Source organism: Ignavibacteriota bacterium, assembly GCA_016707525.1.
Lineage (GTDB): Bacteria > Bacteroidota > Ignavibacteria > UBA10030 > UBA6906 > JAGDMK01.
In genome coordinates this window covers 479,662-495,469 of sequence record JADJHP010000002.1, presented here as the reverse complement: position 1 = coordinate 495,469, position 15,808 = coordinate 479,662, and the positions used below count along the sequence as shown (strand labels likewise).

Sequence of the window (15,808 nt, the reverse complement as noted above, 5' to 3'; positions counted from 1 at the left end):
TTCCTTCTCCAGTGACGGTACTGAGAACGGGTTTCATCGGATAAATGTACCAAAACGCTGCGAGAAAGTCAAAAAAGCACCTGCCGGGTGGAAAAACAGCCGCATCGGGCAAGAAAAGGGGCGAAACAGCCGGCCGGACCGGCCAGGCTCTTTCGCCCCAATGCACGCTTTTCCTTCTTCGCTTCAATGCTTATTTGACGTGGAACTCGATCCGTCTGTTCTTTGCGCGCCCATCGGGCGTCGCATTCGTATCGATCGGGTCTCGCATGCCGAAGCCGCGGGCCGTCAAGCGGCCGGCCGCGATCCCCTTCGCGATGAACCAAGCACGGACCGCATCGGCACGACGCTGGGAGAGCTTCTCATTCGCGGCCTTGCTCCCGACGTTGTCGGTGTATCCCGCGATCTCCAGCTTGATCTCGGGGTTGGCGGCAAGCGCTGTGAACGCGCGCTCCAGGATATCTTCGGACTCCCGGGTCAGTGTGGCGTTCCCGGTCGTGAAGTTGATCCCATCCATGACCACGGATTTGCCGCGCTCGAGAATGATGGTCTCTTTCACCACATCATCCTTCGGGCTCAGTGGGTCGGTACCACGAATGATCTCTGCACCATCGATCATCCCACCGCCGTCCGTATCGACCTTGAGGGGACTCGTCTTGTACTTGGTCACTTCCTCGCCGTCGATGATGCCGTCCCCGTCCGTATCCGGATTCGCCGGATCCGGTGCGGTAGGACTTCACTTCGTCCCAGTCCGAGAGCCCGTCGCTGTCGCTGTCCACCTTCAATGGATCGGTCTTCAATTTCAGGATCTCGTCGCCATCCGTGAGTCCATCGCCGTCCGTGTCAACACGCGTCGGATCGGAGGAGTACTTCAGGATCTCGTCGCCATCGGAAAGGCCATCGCCGTCCGAATCGAACCGGATCGGGTCCGTCTTGTATTTCACCACCTCATCTGCATCCGACAGCCCATCGCTGTCGCTGTCGGTCCGGAGCGGATTGGTGCGGTAGCGCTTCACCTCTTCTCCATCCGGAAGGCCGTCGCCATCGCTGTCCGGATTCTCCGGATACGTGCCCAGTCGACGTTCCTGCCCGTTGGTGAGCCCGTCGCCGTCAGCGTCATCTCCATCACCCGACCCTGGATACCACACGATGCCGACACGCCCCGATACGAACCCGTCCGGTGAACTGTTGTCACGGAGGTCCAGAGTATTGGCCATCGGTGTCACGCCGGCATCCAGCATGAACGAGAGATTGCGCGATACAAAAGCCTCAAACCCGAGCCCGACCGGGATGATCAGCGTCGCCCGCATCTTGTCATCCGGAGCCGGGGCGTTGGCCACCGTCTTCCGGTGATAGGCCATCAAGCCGCCGCCGACACGGAGATAGGGAGAGAACGAGGAGCCGGGGAAAAGTGGAACCATCCGGTGAGCGCGAACGGGAATGCATCAAGCTTGAGATACGAATATGGTACATCCACGAGAGCCGGATCCTGCCCGGCCTTCAGGCCTTCCATACCTCCGGAAAGGCCCAGCGAAAAGGCGGGGGCCAGCCCGTACCTGATGAACAGCGTGCCGCCGGGGCCGATCTTCCGCTGGTTCAGGTCATTGACCCAGAGATTAGCTCCGCCGGAAAGCCCGAAGGACCATCGTCCTTGGGTGGATTGAGCACTCGCCCCCTGCACAATGAGAATGGAGGAGAGGGCAAAAGCGAGTATGGAGATGAACTTTCTGGACATCGTCTTGCCTCCTCATGGTGAATCGCAAAAAGTAGACGCATCAACTTAGGTCATTTGCGGAGGAAAGTCAAGAAAACCAGAAGGCACCAGGCCGGAGCTCCACAAATGCGGACATCATACCCTGATGTGGCCAGCATATGGCATGTTGCACAACAACCACGTGCGTCAACTACGCCTGAGCGCGACGCTCAAGAAGGTCCGGGTAGAATTCAGCCAGTTTTGGGGGTGAAAAGAGAAAAACCACGCCCTCGACCACCGGATAGACCTCCTGACAGGAGGAACACGAAAAGGACCCCTCATGAGCGGTGAGTCTGTTCTCCGTCCCCTTTTCAAGGCATGCGGGACAGGCCAGATTCTGTTGGACCGGTGCAAGCGATGGCGGCAAAGGCACCTGCCTTCGTGCACGTTCCGGAGAGAACGCCGCCAAGCATCTTGGCAGCAAAATACTTCAAAGGGTTTCGGAGTGGATAGAGCCCTGTCTGAATCACGCGCGCGCTGGACAGGGTGACTCTTTTCCCCGAGAATGCAGCCAGAGCATTCTTCCAGACCGACAGGGGGATATCGTGATTTTCGATGATGCCGTGTTCCACCTCGTTGCATCGAGGTTCGGCAAAGAACCTGTCGAGCAGTCGCTTGATCTTGGATGCCCGGAGGGTCTCACGTGAGTAGATCTTTCCGCTCCGGTAAAGCTTCACACGGAGGACCTGTCTGTAGGGTTCTTCAGCGAAGAAAAAGCATCCGCCTGGAGCGAGAACCCGGTGGATCTGAGCTATGATGGGAGTCGGATCCGGGAAATGATGCAGGACTTCAAAGCAGAAGACGAACGGCATAGACCCTGTGAGGAACGGCATGACGTTCGCGTCGCAGCACACGCGCAACGGGACATTGGATTTCTTGAAGACCTTCGCGTAGTGCGCACCGCTCCGAAGCATGTCAAAGGAGATGTCGACGGCAGCGCCTGCAGCCCCGAGATCGTTCTCCATCACAAGAGAGCGCTGGCAACGCTCGGCGCCGATCTCGAGATATGGCGACAGGGGCACCCCGGTCTCCCGCAGCGACCGCATCTGCCGGAGCGTTTCTTCCATACGTTCACCAAGGATTGCCTCGATGCCTTTACCATCAAATTCATCCGAAAATATGGTCTGACCTTCGACCTGCTGTTCGAAGAGTTTGCGGCGGAATTCGATCTCCGCCCGTTTTGCCGTGGACGATTGTGGATCTGACATTGAGCCTCGCTGTGAATGAGATGCAAGATAGCTGGTTCTGCGCAGAAACTCAATGCAGCGCACACAAAGTCCACCACCCGATGGCCCGCCGGCCAGATCTGCCACGACGAGCCACGAGGATGGAACGGGGTCGGGTGGATATTGACACTGAAGAAGGAAATCCGTAAATTAAGTGCGCTCTAGTAATTTGCCCCGTCGTCTAATGGCAAGACAGCAGACTCTGGATCTGCTTATCGAGGTTCGAATCCTTGCGGGGCAGCTGCGGTTCGCCTTCGGCGAACCGAACCAGGAATTAAGAACTAAGAATTCTTAATTCTTCATTTTTATGGCCTTATCGTCTAACGGTCCAGGACGCGGCCCTCTCAAGGCCGAAATACGGGTTCGATTCCCGTTAAGGCTACAAAAAATTCAGGCCCCGCAACTGCTGCGGGGCCTGATCCATTTATGAACGCCCGGATACGTATTTCGTAAACACCATACCGATCCCCCACGAGATCAGGTCCCGGAGAATCCGCCCCCCCGCCTTGCTCGACCGCCTTGCTTTCTTCTCCCCTATTGCTTCACGCACTCAGCAAAGAGATTGACGCCCTCTGCCTCGAACTGGATCCGTGAGCAGTCCTCGGCGAAAGGCGACCCGCGGAAGAGCCTGTGCATATCCGCCTCGGTCCGGTGGATGAGATTCCATTCGAGCACGAAGTCCATGAACTCCTTCGCCGGATTTTTCGGATGGAAATTCCCGAGCAGGACCTTCCCGCCTGGCGCGAGATTCTGATGCGCGAACTGCAACAGCTTCCCCACCAGCTTGTCGTTCAGGTAGTCGATCAACCCGATACTATAGATAAGATCCTGCGGCTCGAGACGCACGGACGAGCGGCCCAGGAAGAGCGCAATGAGGTTCTCGTTCACGAGGGTGATCTGCGCGGTGAGTCTGTGACGCGTCCGCAGATCATCCACGAACGCCAGCGCCTGCAGATCGATGTCCATCAAGGTCGCCTTGAGCAACGTACGGTCCTCGAGGGCCGCGAACGCATCGAACACTTCGGTCGCCGGACCCGATGCAAGACAGAGCACCCGCACGGGTTTCCCTCCCCGTTCCTTCACCGCTGCAACGATCTCATCCGCAATGAGTTTCCGCCTGTTCCGTACGGCCAGCGACGGCGGCATCTCAAGGAACATCCGGTCCATCACGGGCCCGAGCCGGCTGGACCCTCCTGGTTGGTTCTGGTAGATCCGCTGGATGGCGATGTAGTCTCCCGCATACCCGCGCGGCTTGGAATAGAACCGGTCGGCGGTCTCCGTCGTGAGGATGTACGGGAGCATCTCCGCCTGCAGCCGCGCACCAAGTTGCAGGCGCGTGGCCTCGGGAAGAGGAGAGGCCCTCGCCCAGGATACTGTGACACAGGTGCATCATCTCGGTCGCCCCCCCGAAGAAGTGCTGGTACTTGTCCTCCTCCACAGCCCCGGTCTTCATTGCTTCCTTGTCCAGCGCGACGATGGATTGCTTGAACCGGTCGATGGCTTCCGATGTGCGGCGCACTTCGTGCGCGACCGGCTGTCCGTCATGATGGTCCCGCAATGCGGCCACACGCTTGACGGTCGCATGGTGCAGTTTCCTGGAGATCGTGCGGAGCAACGCCCGGAAGAGATCGGCGGCATACCCGTGATCGAATGCCAGCTTATCCTCGAAACGCGCCCGGGTGATCTCCAGCACCAGCGAGGGTTCGACGGCTGCATACGTCACCGGTTCCGTGCCCTCGCCGAAATACGACGACTCTCCCAGCAGGCTTCCTGCGCTGGCATGATCCGTTTCCGACTCCGACATGGTCGTGCAGCCGGGCCACGAACAGCCCGTCCAGGACGATGAAGAGCGAGGAGTTCGCCGCCCCGGCGGTGAGCAGGATCTCACCCTCCTGCACGCGACGTTCGGTACCATTCTGCACAAGCCAATGGAGGACATATTCCGGGAGTACTTCGAGGAGACTGACCATGGATATTCGCTGTTCCCTTTGCTGGAAGACGTATGGGCGGTGGCTATGCTCTGCGCATCAGGTAGAGCGCGGTGATGTCGTCGGCCTGCGGTGCATCGCCGACAAAACTCCGCACATGCTCCATCAACGCATCGATGAAGGGCCCTGCGGTGGCCGGAGGTGTGACGCAAAGTAGTCCCGGAGTGGATGATCGGTATCGTACAGTTCCTGCGCGCCATTCTGCGCCTCGGGGATCCCATCGGTGTACAGCAACAAGCGATCCCCCGGCCCGAGCGTGATCTGCTCCGATTCATACGGCAACCCGAGATCGAGCATCCCCAGAGGTATCCCCCCCTTGCAGAGATCCACGATCCCACCATCCGCCCGGCGGCAATAGATGGTATTGTGCCCTGCATTCACGCACTCCACAGCTCCCGACGCGGGATCCAGAAGGCCGAAGAACGCCGTGATGAATTTGTCGTCCGTTGATGCACGATGAATGGCAGTATTCAACCGCACCGCGATATCAACAAGTGCGAAGGCGCTCTCAAGATAGGCAGAGAGGTACGCGTGCAGGCTGCTGACCAGCAACGCAGCGGGGATCCCCTTCCCCGACACATCGGCGATCACCAGCAGATACCGGCCATCCTGCAACGGAATGCAGTCGTAATAGTCGCCGCCGACAGACTTCGAGGGGATGTTGATCCCCGCGAGCGAGTAGCCTGTGATCTCCGGCAGCGCGGATGGCAGGATGCGCTGCTGGATCGACGCGGCGACGGCGATGTCCTGCTCCATCCGTTGCTTCTCCAGGGACTGCTTCAACAGAAAGCGGTTCTCGAGTGAGGCCTGGACCTGACGGGAGAGCGCATCCAGCAGCAACCGGTCCGTCCCATCGAATCCCTGGATGCCGGTGCGGGTTTCCTTGTCGAGGATCTCGAACGTGTACAGGTCTCCCTGGAACACGAATTCCGAATGCAGCCTGTACGTGCTGCCGGCGCGGAGCGCATCTCGATCCCGGCGGGAAGGCATCACGGGAGATCTCTGCCCGCCGCCGCACCACCACGGTACCGCGCGAGGCATTGGTCAACGCCACGGCACGTTCAAGGGCGAGCAGGCACGGCGACACCGATCGGTCGAGGGTCGCGACCTCGATGCCGGTATCGATCAGGCTGTTGAGCTGCAGGAGTCGCCGGTTCAACTCAAAGACAAGTTCTTTCTCATGCCTCCGGTGCTGGAGCGCAGGCGAAGCAGCCGCCACCGACATCAGCGACATGCGCAACGTCAGCAGATCCTGGGCATCGAACCGCCGGCCTTCCGCCTGGCCGTCGACCCGCACCGCCAGGGCCCGGCCGTCGTGCATGCACTGCACCGCGATCGCCTGCATGCCTTCGCACCAGAATCGCACCGTGCTCGAACGCCCCGCCTCAACGGCCGGGATCGTTGCCGCATCCACGGGCGACGAACCAGCGAGGGTCTCCCAGGCACCATCCGCACTCCGGAGCAGCACATCAACCCCCGCGATCCGGAAATGGGCAGCGAGAGCGGAACGCACACGCCCGACGATGTCGGCAAGGCTGGTCGCCTGCCCGAGCGAGGTCAGGTCCAGGGGATCCTCGATCCCCGTGGACGTCACATGATGCACATCAACGGAATCCTGCATGGGTCAATCCTTCCCGGAAGTCAGGACCGTATCGCCAGGGTTCGGATCGCGTCCTCGGTCGTCGCTTCCTTGCCGGCAAAGTCATACAACCCCATGATGCCGAGCATCTTGTCCACCGAGGGATCGAGATTCGTGAACACGAGCCGCCCGCCGGTTTCGGTGAGTTTCTCGATGATCTCGATCAGGAAGGACATCCCCACCGAGTTCACCACACGGGAGAGCGCGAGGTCGATGATCACGTGGCGCACCCCACCGAGAAAATGACGCTGGAATTCGTCCGCGATGGCCGCTCCGCCAATGTTGTTCACATAGCCGTTCGTGGTGATGATGAGCCGGTTGTCCCTGACCTCTGAGGTCAGACTGAATGGTTGCTCCATGGGTCAGCTGAGCCGTTTTGTGATCGTAATGGTGGTCCCCATTTTTCCCGAACTGATCTCGAATCCGTCCGAGAGTGAACGCATAAGCTTCATCCCCCAACCGCGCCGCGATGGCATGCCCTTCGCCGTGATGGAAGGGCGTTCGACCATGGCCTTCGGGTCGAAGCCCCGGCCGGCATCGCGGACGAGGATGGTCAATTCCTCCGCGGTCATAGTGAATTCGACACGCACTTCGGTGGTCTCCGGCCCGCCGTGTTCGAAGGCATTGATGATGGCCTCGGTGACGATGATGCGGGCTTCGCCCACTTTCTCCGGTGCGATCCCGAGATGGTGGGCAAGATGCTCCAGCCCCTGCAGGGCCACCAGTTCGATGCCGGGGACCCGGGGCAGGGCGATCTTCAAGGTCATGGGCGCAGCCATGGCCTTTCCCGTCACCGTGTCTTTGGACGCTGTCGTACGCATCATCCCTCCTTCTTCTGGATCACCAGCAGAGTGATATCATCATCGAGCGGCACGCCATCCATCCACGACTCTCCCGCGCGCACAAGCTGGTCGATGACCGCACGGGGAGCACCCGGGCAGGCCGACGCAAGCGTTTGCTGCACCCGCGTGTACTCGAACATTTCTCCCGAGGCATTCTTCTGCTCCGGCAGGCCGTCCGTAAGGAGAAGGAGCGTATCCCCACTCTCCATCGTGATCTCCTGCAGCCCGTAGGGCGCGTTCTTCATGGCACCGAGCGGCATGCCGCGCAGCTGCATCTCTTCAATGGCCCCCGTTGATCGCCGGTACAGAAAGACCGGCGGCATACCCGCACTGGAGAACGCGACCGTCGAACCGTTGATCCTCACCAGGCTGAACGCCATGAACAGCCTTCCCAGTCGGATACCTTTGATCGTTGCGCTGCAATGATGGAAGAATGCCTGAATGCCCGTGCGTGCCGCCTCGGAAAGAAAGAGGCCCTTCATCAGCGTCACGATCGTCCCCGCCTGCATCCCATGCCCCGTTGCATCGCCGAACCCGACGTTCAGGACACCCCCATCTCCCGGAACGAAGTCATAGTAGTCGCCACCCACTTCCGTGGCGGTACGCATGAACACCGCGATCTCGTACCCGGGCAGTTGCGGCACTTCCTGTGGCAGCATGGACAACTGCAAACGGCGCGCGTCCTCCAGTTCCCTGGTCTTCCGCTCATTCTCCGCCTCGAGGGCACGCTTCTCGGCCTCCGCCGCCTTCGCCCGGAGTTCCGATTCCCGCACAAGCGCCTTCTGCTCGCGGCGGTTCAACTCAAAGCTGCGCAATCCGTACAGCACCGACAGGAACACGATCCCGTAGAGAATGTACGCCCACGTGGTCTTCCACCACGGGGGCATGACCGTCACACGCAACGAGGTCCCGTCGTCATTCCACACGCCGTCGCTGTTCGAAGCGCGGACGCGCAGGACGTAGTCGCCACCATCGAGATTCGTGAAGGTGGCCCGCCGCTCCGTCCCGAGCTGGATCCAGTTGTCGCTGTACCCTTCCAGCCGGTACGCATACCTGTTCTTCGCACTGTTATAGTAGCTGAGCGCCGCGAACGTGAATTGAGCAACATTGTCCTTGTAGGACAGCGTGACGGCGTCCTTCGCATCGATGCCGGTCTCTTCGATGGGCATCCCCTCTTCATCATCCGTATTATAGCGCGTGAACGCACTGAATGCGACCGGTGGAACGAAGGGGTTCTGCCTGACGCTGTCCGGATGGAACACGGTGACGCCATTCCCTCCACCGAAGTACATCTCGCCGGTCAGCGGGTCCCGCGCATACGCGTTCTGATTGAACTCGTCACCCTGCAGCCCATCATTGTAATCATAATTCCTGAAGGCCTCCGCGGCCGGGTCGAAGCGCGCAAGGCCCTTATTGGTGCTGAGCCACAGATGCCCGCTCCGGTCTTCCACGATGCCAAACACCACATCATTGGGCAACCCCTGCTTCTGCCTGTACACGGTGAACTTCCCCGTTGCCCGGTCAAGCCGGTTCAATCCACCGGCCGTCCCCACCCACAACACCCCGCGGCCATCCTCGTGCAGACACGCAACAAGATCATCGCTGAGGCTGGATGCGTCCGCGGGGTCATGCTTGAAGTGTTGGAAGGTCCTGCTGGCCCGGTCGAATTTGTCCAACCCTCCGCCGAACGTCCCTACCCACAGCACCCCATCGCGGTCCAGCTCGAGCGCAAACACACCCGGCGCACTCAGACTCCCGGGAAGCGAGTCGGCGTGCATGAAGCGCACGAACGACCCCTTGTCAGGGTCCAGAAGGTTCAACCCGCCTCCATAGGTGCCGACCCAGATCTTCCCATCCCGGTCCTCACAGAGCGCATAGACTCTGTTGTCGCTCAGACTCCCGGGGTTCGACGGGTCATGACGAAAATGGCTGAAGGTCCGGGTACTGCGATCGTAACGGTCGAGTCCGCTGCTGACCATGCCGATCCACAGGTTCCCTCTGGAGTCCTCGAGTAACACCTGCGCCTGATTGTCACCAATGCTGCGTGAATCGCCCGGAACGTTCCTGAAGTGCGTGAACGCCCGCGTCCCCCGGTCATAGCGTTCGAGCCCACCCCGCGTCCCGATCCAGGGAATACCCGACCTGCCGACGGTGATCGAGAGAATGTTGTTGTCCTGCAGGCTCTTCGGGTTGGCCGGGTCGTGCGACAGGTGGTGGAAAGCACCGAACTCCGGATGGAAGCGGTCCACGCCATGGTCATTCATGCCAACCCAGATGACGCCGGCCCGGTCCTGGAACAGTGCATAGATCTGATCACCAGCCAGGCTTCGCGGATCGTTCTCCTCATGGCGGAAATGGGTGAAGGTTTTCGTTGCGCGGTCGAACCTGTTCAATCCTCCCCGGAACGTCCCTATCCAGAGATCGCCGGCACGGTCTTCCAGGATCGGCCACACCCAGTTATCGCTCAGGCTTGTCGGGTCACCGTCGACGTGGCGATGATGCAGGAACGTCCCCGTTGCCGGTTGGAATTCCTCCAACCCTTCGCGGGTCCCGACCCAGAGCGTCCCGCTCCGGTCGCGATGGATCGAATACACCCGGTCGTCGATCAGGCTCGCCGGATCCTTCAGGTCATGCTTGTACGTCGTTGTTGCACCGGTGCGGGGATCCGTGCGTGTCAGGCCGCCGCCGAGAGTCCCACGCCAGCGGGTGCCATCAGGATCATCATGCTCGGCCTTGACGCTGTTGCTCTGCACCATTGTGTGCCGGACGCTGTCGCGCGGCACCGGCGAGAAGGACTCGCTCACACGATCGAACCTGTTCAGCATCGCACCGTTCATGGTGCGGACCCAGAGGACGCCGGCGGAATCCTCAGCGATAGTCAGCACCCAGTTGTCATTGATCGTGCGCGGGTCCGCGGGGTCATGCTTATAGATCTTGCATGTGTACCCGTCGAATCTGTTGAGGCCGTCCTGCGTCCCTATCCACACGAATCCCTTGCTGTCCTGCAGGATGCAATTGACGGACCCCTGGGAGAGCCCATCGCGCACACCGAAATGAGAGAAAACCAGTCCGTCCTGTGCATGCAGAACGGTGCTGGTACCCAGCACCGTTCCTGCAAGCACAGAGAGGACAACGAAGAGGGATCGCGTGCTGGAGGGCATCATTTCAGCAGCAACATCCTCCTGTTCTCGGTGAGGCCGTCCGATCGCAGACGGAAGAAGTACACGCCCGAGCCCACGATGGTGCCGGAATGATTCGTGCCGTTCCAGCGTACCTCATGGAAGCCTTCGGCCTGCACCTCATCCACAAGCCGTGCGACCTCCTGGCCGAGGATGTTGTGAATGGTGAGCACCACGTGCCCCTGGTGCGGCAGGCCGTACCGGATCTGCGTGCTGGGGTTGAACGGGTTCGGATAGTTCTGGTCCAGGACGACGCTCTGCGGCACCTCTGCCGTGACCACGTCCTCGCCCGGCGCCTTCGTCCATCCGTCCGCTCCCGGCCTGGCCAGACCGGTGAAGCTCGTTCCGAGCGTAAGGTCGACACACTCATCAACCCGGACATCCTTCCCGACATACGCGCCGGTGGCCCTGGTATTCGACTGCAGCCACAGAGTACCGTTCGGTGCATACACGTTCGCGTAGAGCGTGATCGCCGGTCCGAGATTCACGGATGTGGTGTACGACGATTGCGCATCCGTTCCGGCGACATAGAACACGATGTCGGATTCCGTGATCATGCTTCCGTTCTTCGGCCCGACATACGTCCCCTGGTCGGCGCGGAACCAGAGCGAAGCCCGTACCCTCGAAGCGCCGGTGAAGTAGAGTTTCGCACCGGACTGAAGCCGGATCGAGCGGAAGTCATACGTCCCCGCCCCGTTCAGCGTCAGACTCCCCGACGAACCGACGGTCACATCCCTGTACCGCCCGGGCGCAATGCTCTTGCTCCCACCGTTCGAGACCTTCACATCCGCGGTGCCGGGATTCGCCATGAGGAACGTCGGAAGCGCGGCAACGACCGGCAGCGCGATGGGCGTCGTCCGGGTCCCGAGGATCGTCCCCTCATTGCTCAATTGATTGTAGTACACATTGCCGGCTACCCTGGCACTATCTTCGAGCGTGATCCTGTCCGCCTTGATATTGTACTTCCCGGGGGTCCGTACATCATCGCCCAGCTTCACCGAGCCGCCCGCCTGGTTCGCGATGATGCTGCCCGTCTGCACAACGGAGTGATCTCCGAGAGTCACGGAGCGTGACGCGAAGAGGACCGCATCGGGTACGAACGGGGAGATCACGTAGACCGACTGTTCACGCTGACGGGTGAACGCCATGGTCACCGGGCCTGCCGGGCCCGACACCGAGATGTTCCCCGCGGCACGGATGGAGATGTTGTACGTCCCCGGCGTGCTGGTCGACGTGAAAGGCCCCTGGTAGAGTCCATTGCCCATCGGCGCAAGCGCCACGATCTCCGTCGCCGAAGAATCCGGGAGGAGGACCACCGCCTCGACCTGAGCGTCATTGATGACCGACCCACCGGCGATGTGCTCGCCGCTTATCGAGAGCCCGCCGTGCGACAGGTTCACCTGCATCCCGATGGTAGCGCCTGGCTGGAATGTCGTGGCCGGCAGGTATGTCTGCATCGTCACGTCGGCAACCCCGACAAGGGTCAGATCGAGTTGCTCGGCCTCCACCGGGTTCGCGGCATCACCGGCCGGAATGAGCGTCCACACGCCGGGCTTCGGATTGGTGATCTCGTAGAAGCTGTACGTCTCTCCCTTCACGTAGCGGATGCTCGTGAAGAACGGATTCGGCGAAGGGTACTTGTCCCAATCCGTGGGGGTGATGATCGCATACTGCTGCGGGATCGTGTACGGTGGCGCTGTCGGAACGACCAATCCATCCTGCGGGGGCACAAGCGCCAGATCACCGGAACTCCCCTGCCAGTTGAAGCCGGGAAGCAGCGTCAGGGTTCCTTCATCCACCGCACCCTGCCAGTTGAAACCACCCTGCCAGTTGAACCCACCCTGATAGTTGAATCCACCCTGGTAATTGAATCCGCCCTGATAGTTGAACCCGCCCTGCCAGTTGAAGCCGGGAAGATTCGAGGCGAACGTCGTGAACCCGATCAGTTGCAGGCTGTTCAACCGGTTCCACATTTCCTTCACGGCGAGATCGAGATCCGCGGGCGTGGTCAGGTAGTACGCCCCGCCCGTACCGTTCGCCAGCGAGCTGCTGAGTTCCTGCGCGTAACCCGGGCTCGACCCGAAGCCGAGCGTGAAGAGGCGCGTGCTGTCCGCGGCGACCAGCGACGGGATGACACTGACCGCGGAGGGACTGCCGCTCTCCTCGCCGGCGCTGAACAGCATCATTGCCCGGATGCCCCCGGGGGTTGCACTCAGTTGCGAGAGAGCCGTCTGCAATCCGGCCCCGATGCCGCTCGTTCCTCCCGGCGTCAGTCCTCTGATCGCAGTGATCACCGCGAGGCGTGACGTCGAGTCCGCGGTGATCTCACGCAGCCCCAGCACCAGCGTCGACGGCAACTGCACGACGCCAACGCGGTCCCCCACGCCCATGCGCTGGACGAGTTCGACGGCCGCGTTCTTGCCTGCATCGAATGCACCGTACGACGAGACATAGTCCGTGGAACCATCGAAGACCAGCATCAGGTCGATGCGCCCCGGCGGTGCATTCTCATAGATGTACGAGATCCCATTCCGGTCCGGCGCTTCCAGTGTCCGCTTCTTGAGCTCACTTCCCCGGATGATGCCGTACATCGTCCAATCCCCGTTGCCCGATCCCATGGCGGGCACGTACGGCGGGTAGCCCGGGTCATAGATATCTCCCAATCCACCGTAGTGCCCGATCTCATGTACCGCGACATTCGAGAGATCGCGGATCGTGCCATCGGGGTCGTCCACCTGCGATTCCCCGAATTCAAAGCCGCCGGGATTCGTTGCGCTCCTGGCGTTGAACGCGATGTCCACATCGGTCATTTCGCCGTTCAGGGCGTTGTACCGGACGCGCGTCACCGCGATCACATTCTCATCGGCACCTGTCACCGCGGACCAGTCTTCTGTTATCCAGACCACATTATTGAGGCCATCCGGCGAACCGCCATACTGGTTCGAGGCAGACGTCGCGGGCGTGTAGTTCAACCGCCAGGGTGCGCCTTTGCTTGTCGTTCCGGACAACGCGTTCCAGGTCGCAAACCCCTGCTCGATCATGGAGCGGAGTGCAGGGTCCTGAACGCTCGGGCTGATGGCATACGAACCGTTCCCACCCGGCCAGTGCAACGGGATCCCGGCGAGTGTCGTGTTCACGACGAATCCGTCACCGAAGTGACGCGTCCGCACGCCGACAGGCAGATCGGCCGCAAATTCCGACGTGTTCCCTGCCGCATCCGTTGCCGTGGCGGTGACGTACTGTCCCCATGCAAGAGGCGCCACCGCAGCTTCGAACCACGCGTAACCGGTATCGTTCGTTGTCACGGATTGGACGCCCGCGAGCCTTCGTCCTTCACCGTAGCCGGCATCATCCGTGGTATCGTTGACGTAGAACTCGATCCTGAACGTGCTGTTGGGCCAGTTCAGGAGCGAACCCTGAATGGACGAGGCTGGAGCACTCCCTGCGATGGAGGCATAGAACAGAATGGGATAGTTCTGCGCATAGTTCACCGCGGGTGGTACCGGCGGACGCTGTTCGATCCGGGAGGGCCCCGGCTGATAACGGTTCGCCGTCACACCGGCGGAGCCGAGATCGATACCCAGTGCGCCGTTCCCATGGATCTCATTGCCGAGCACCGCGTTCCCGGAGGGGAAGCCGGTGGCCAACGCCTGCCGTACCGCAACGCCATTGCCGCCGTTGTGGTGGATACGGTTCGCCGTACCGGCGGACGTGCCGCCGATCGTATTTCCGTTCCCTCCGTACACCGTGACCCCATCACCGCCGTTGCCGGTGATCTCGCAACCTTCGATCCGATTGCTGTCGCTGAGGATCACGACGCCCGAGCCGCTGAACCCGGAGATGCGGAGTCCATGCAGCGTTGTCTTCGCCGGAGTGTATCCCCAGCGAAGGAACACGCCGGAGAATTGCAGCCCATCCGGCGCCGCGGAGGAGGGGGTGAACGACGGCGATGGCTGCACGGTGACGAGAGGGATGCCGTTCCCATCCGTTGCCCCCTGCACGACAATGGCATCCGCAAGGATCGGAAGAGGGGTCAGCAGGGAGATCGTTCCGCTCACTCCGCCGCCGAAGGTGATGACATCCGTCCCCGGATTCGTATTGGCCTGTTCGATCGCAGAACGCAGTGAGCCGGGTCCGCTGTCACTCAAACTCGAGACCGGGAAGGTCTGCTGCATGTTGGCAGCGAAACGCGCGGTGAGCGTGCGATTGGCAAGCAGAGTGACCGTCAACGGATTGTCCGATGCGGTGGTATCGCCCGACCAACCTTCGAAATGATACCCGGTTGCTGCGAATGCCGTCATGGTCACCGCGGAGCCGTGGATATACGGACCGGAAGCAGGAGACACAGTAACAGATCCGGCAGCCGGAGGGTCGACCGCGGTCGACAACGAATAGTAGTTCACGCTGAATGTCGCCCGGATGGCGTGGTTCGCACCCACGGCGGCGAAGGTGTACGCGGTGTCCGGCGTGACCGGCGCACCATCGACGATCAAGCTATCGACATGCATTCCTGTTTGAGGCGTGATGCGGAAGGAGGCACTCGCGCCGGCGTAGATGGTCAGGCGGCCTGACGGCGTGATGGTGCCGCCGGTGCCCGCCGATGCGTCGATGGTGTAGGCGACATCGCCCTCGACGGTCAGGTCGAGGTAACTCTTGGAGCTTTCCCATTCCCCGCGCACCGCCAGCAGGTTGTCGCCGGCCCGGAGAAGGCTGTCAGGAACCGCGATGATGATGTCTCCCTCCGCGGTCGCACAGGAGTTGTGCTCCCGTTCGCCACCACACACATCCTTCCCGTTGAAGTACACGCGAACACCATTGTCGAGAGCCACCTTGATCACGACATTCCTGGCCCCGGCCGGGATCGAGAGATGACGGCGGATAAGGAGGTCACGGGAGGACGGCCAGATCGTTTTGATGTGCGCCGTGTCGTTCAGGGGACAAGGAGGTGAGGAGGTATTATTGAGCGTGCCGAAGGCCCCGTCGCCTCTGGTCCAACCGGTACCGGTATCACTGCCGAGCTTGTAGAATTTCGCGGTGACCGAAGCACCTGATTTCGCGAATTGATAGGTGTACTTCTTTGCGAGGAACGGAAGGAGAACCGTGCGGTGTGAGGTCTGCGCAGAACCCGATGCCGGCATGAACATGAGAAGCGCGGCCACTACGATGAGAGCTCTTTTCATCTCT

Annotated in this window: 10 protein-coding genes and 2 tRNA genes; 2 read left to right on the top strand and 10 right to left on the bottom strand. The window is 61.0% G+C overall.

Features of this window, described 5'->3' with window-relative positions:
- Nucleotides 1-190 precede the first annotated feature (190 nt).
- The 4 genes from IPI01_05755 to IPI01_05740 all read right to left on the bottom strand — a co-directional run bounded on the left by IPI01_05755 (nt 191) and on the right by IPI01_05740 (nt 2,958).
- Nucleotides 191-556 (bottom strand): OmpA family protein, encoded by a 366-nt coding sequence (locus IPI01_05755; protein ID MBK7257302.1) that lies wholly within the window; start codon nt 554-556, stop codon nt 191-193.
- 4 nt (nt 557-560) lie between these two features.
- The gene (locus tag IPI01_05750; protein MBK7257301.1) at nt 561-1,358 is read right to left on the bottom strand and encodes a hypothetical protein; all 798 of its coding nucleotides are present in this window, start codon (nt 1,356-1,358) and stop codon (nt 561-563) included.
- The gene (locus tag IPI01_05745) at nt 1,358-1,732 is read right to left on the bottom strand and encodes a hypothetical protein (protein MBK7257300.1); all 375 of its coding nucleotides are present in this window, start codon (nt 1,730-1,732) and stop codon (nt 1,358-1,360) included. The genes IPI01_05750 and IPI01_05745 overlap by 1 nt, the downstream gene beginning before the upstream one ends.
- Nucleotides 1,733-2,061: 329 nt before the next feature.
- The gene (locus IPI01_05740; protein ID MBK7257299.1) at nt 2,062-2,958 is read right to left on the bottom strand and encodes a class I SAM-dependent methyltransferase; all 897 of its coding nucleotides are present in this window, start codon (nt 2,956-2,958) and stop codon (nt 2,062-2,064) included.
- Nucleotides 2,959-3,146: 188 nt separating this feature from the next.
- Between IPI01_05740 and IPI01_05735 the strand changes: the two genes are divergently transcribed.
- Nucleotides 3,147-3,217: transfer RNA gene (locus IPI01_05735), tRNA-Gln, on the top strand.
- A gap of 68 nt (nt 3,218-3,285) precedes the next feature.
- A tRNA-Glu gene (locus IPI01_05730) sits at nt 3,286-3,358 on the top strand.
- A 152-nt stretch (nt 3,359-3,510) separates the two neighbouring features.
- Here the strand turns inward: IPI01_05730 and IPI01_05725 are convergent.
- From IPI01_05725 to IPI01_05700, 6 genes are all read right to left on the bottom strand, one after another.
- Nucleotides 3,511-4,278, bottom strand: coding sequence for a class I SAM-dependent methyltransferase family protein (locus IPI01_05725; GenBank protein ID MBK7257298.1), 768 nt, complete (start codon nt 4,276-4,278; stop codon nt 3,511-3,513).
- A 791-nt stretch (nt 4,279-5,069) separates the two neighbouring features.
- On the bottom strand, nt 5,070-5,954 hold the full coding sequence (locus IPI01_05720; GenBank protein ID MBK7257297.1) for a PP2C family protein-serine/threonine phosphatase: 885 nt from the start codon (nt 5,952-5,954) through the stop codon (nt 5,070-5,072).
- Nucleotides 5,955-6,605: 651 nt separating this feature from the next.
- Nucleotides 6,606-6,962 (bottom strand): STAS domain-containing protein, encoded by a 357-nt coding sequence (locus IPI01_05715; protein ID MBK7257296.1) that lies wholly within the window; start codon nt 6,960-6,962, stop codon nt 6,606-6,608.
- A gap of 3 nt (nt 6,963-6,965) precedes the next feature.
- Nucleotides 6,966-7,427: an ATP-binding protein gene (locus IPI01_05710; protein ID MBK7257295.1), complete on the bottom strand. Its 462-nt coding sequence runs from the start codon at nt 7,425-7,427 to the stop codon at nt 6,966-6,968.
- The gene (locus IPI01_05705) at nt 7,424-10,609 is read right to left on the bottom strand and encodes a SpoIIE family protein phosphatase (protein MBK7257294.1); all 3,186 of its coding nucleotides are present in this window, start codon (nt 10,607-10,609) and stop codon (nt 7,424-7,426) included. Before IPI01_05705 ends, IPI01_05710 begins: the two co-directional genes overlap by 4 nt.
- The gene (locus IPI01_05700; protein MBK7257293.1) at nt 10,606-15,804 is read right to left on the bottom strand and encodes a right-handed parallel beta-helix repeat-containing protein; all 5,199 of its coding nucleotides are present in this window, start codon (nt 15,802-15,804) and stop codon (nt 10,606-10,608) included. The genes IPI01_05705 and IPI01_05700 overlap by 4 nt, the downstream gene beginning before the upstream one ends.
- Nucleotides 15,805-15,808: the final 4 nt, after the last annotated feature.

What these genes read in the sequence shown, in the direction of transcription:
- IPI01_05750 (MBK7257301.1), bottom strand. Translation starts at nt 1,358, where the DNA reads ATGGCCTATCACCGGAAGACGGTGGCCAACGCCCCGGCTCCGGATGAC.
- IPI01_05745 (MBK7257300.1), bottom strand. Translation starts at nt 1,732, where the DNA reads ATGTCCAGAAAGTTCATCTCCATACTCGCTTTTGCCCTCTCCTCCATT.
- IPI01_05740 (MBK7257299.1), bottom strand. Translation starts at nt 2,958, where the DNA reads ATGTCAGATCCACAATCGTCCACGGCAAAACGGGCGGAGATCGAATTC.
- IPI01_05725 (MBK7257298.1), bottom strand. Translation starts at nt 4,278, where the DNA reads ATGCTCCCGTACATCCTCACGACGGAGACCGCCGACCGGTTCTATTCC.
- IPI01_05720 (MBK7257297.1), bottom strand. Translation starts at nt 5,954, where the DNA reads ATGCCTTCCCGCCGGGATCGAGATGCGCTCCGCGCCGGCAGCACGTAC.
- IPI01_05715 (MBK7257296.1), bottom strand. Translation starts at nt 6,962, where the DNA reads ATGGAGCAACCATTCAGTCTGACCTCAGAGGTCAGGGACAACCGGCTC.
- IPI01_05710 (MBK7257295.1), bottom strand. Translation starts at nt 7,427, where the DNA reads ATGATGCGTACGACAGCGTCCAAAGACACGGTGACGGGAAAGGCCATG.
- IPI01_05705 (MBK7257294.1), bottom strand. Translation starts at nt 10,609, where the DNA reads ATGATGCCCTCCAGCACGCGATCCCTCTTCGTTGTCCTCTCTGTGCTT.
- IPI01_05700 (MBK7257293.1), bottom strand. Translation starts at nt 15,804, where the DNA reads ATGAAAAGAGCTCTCATCGTAGTGGCCGCGCTTCTCATGTTCATGCCG.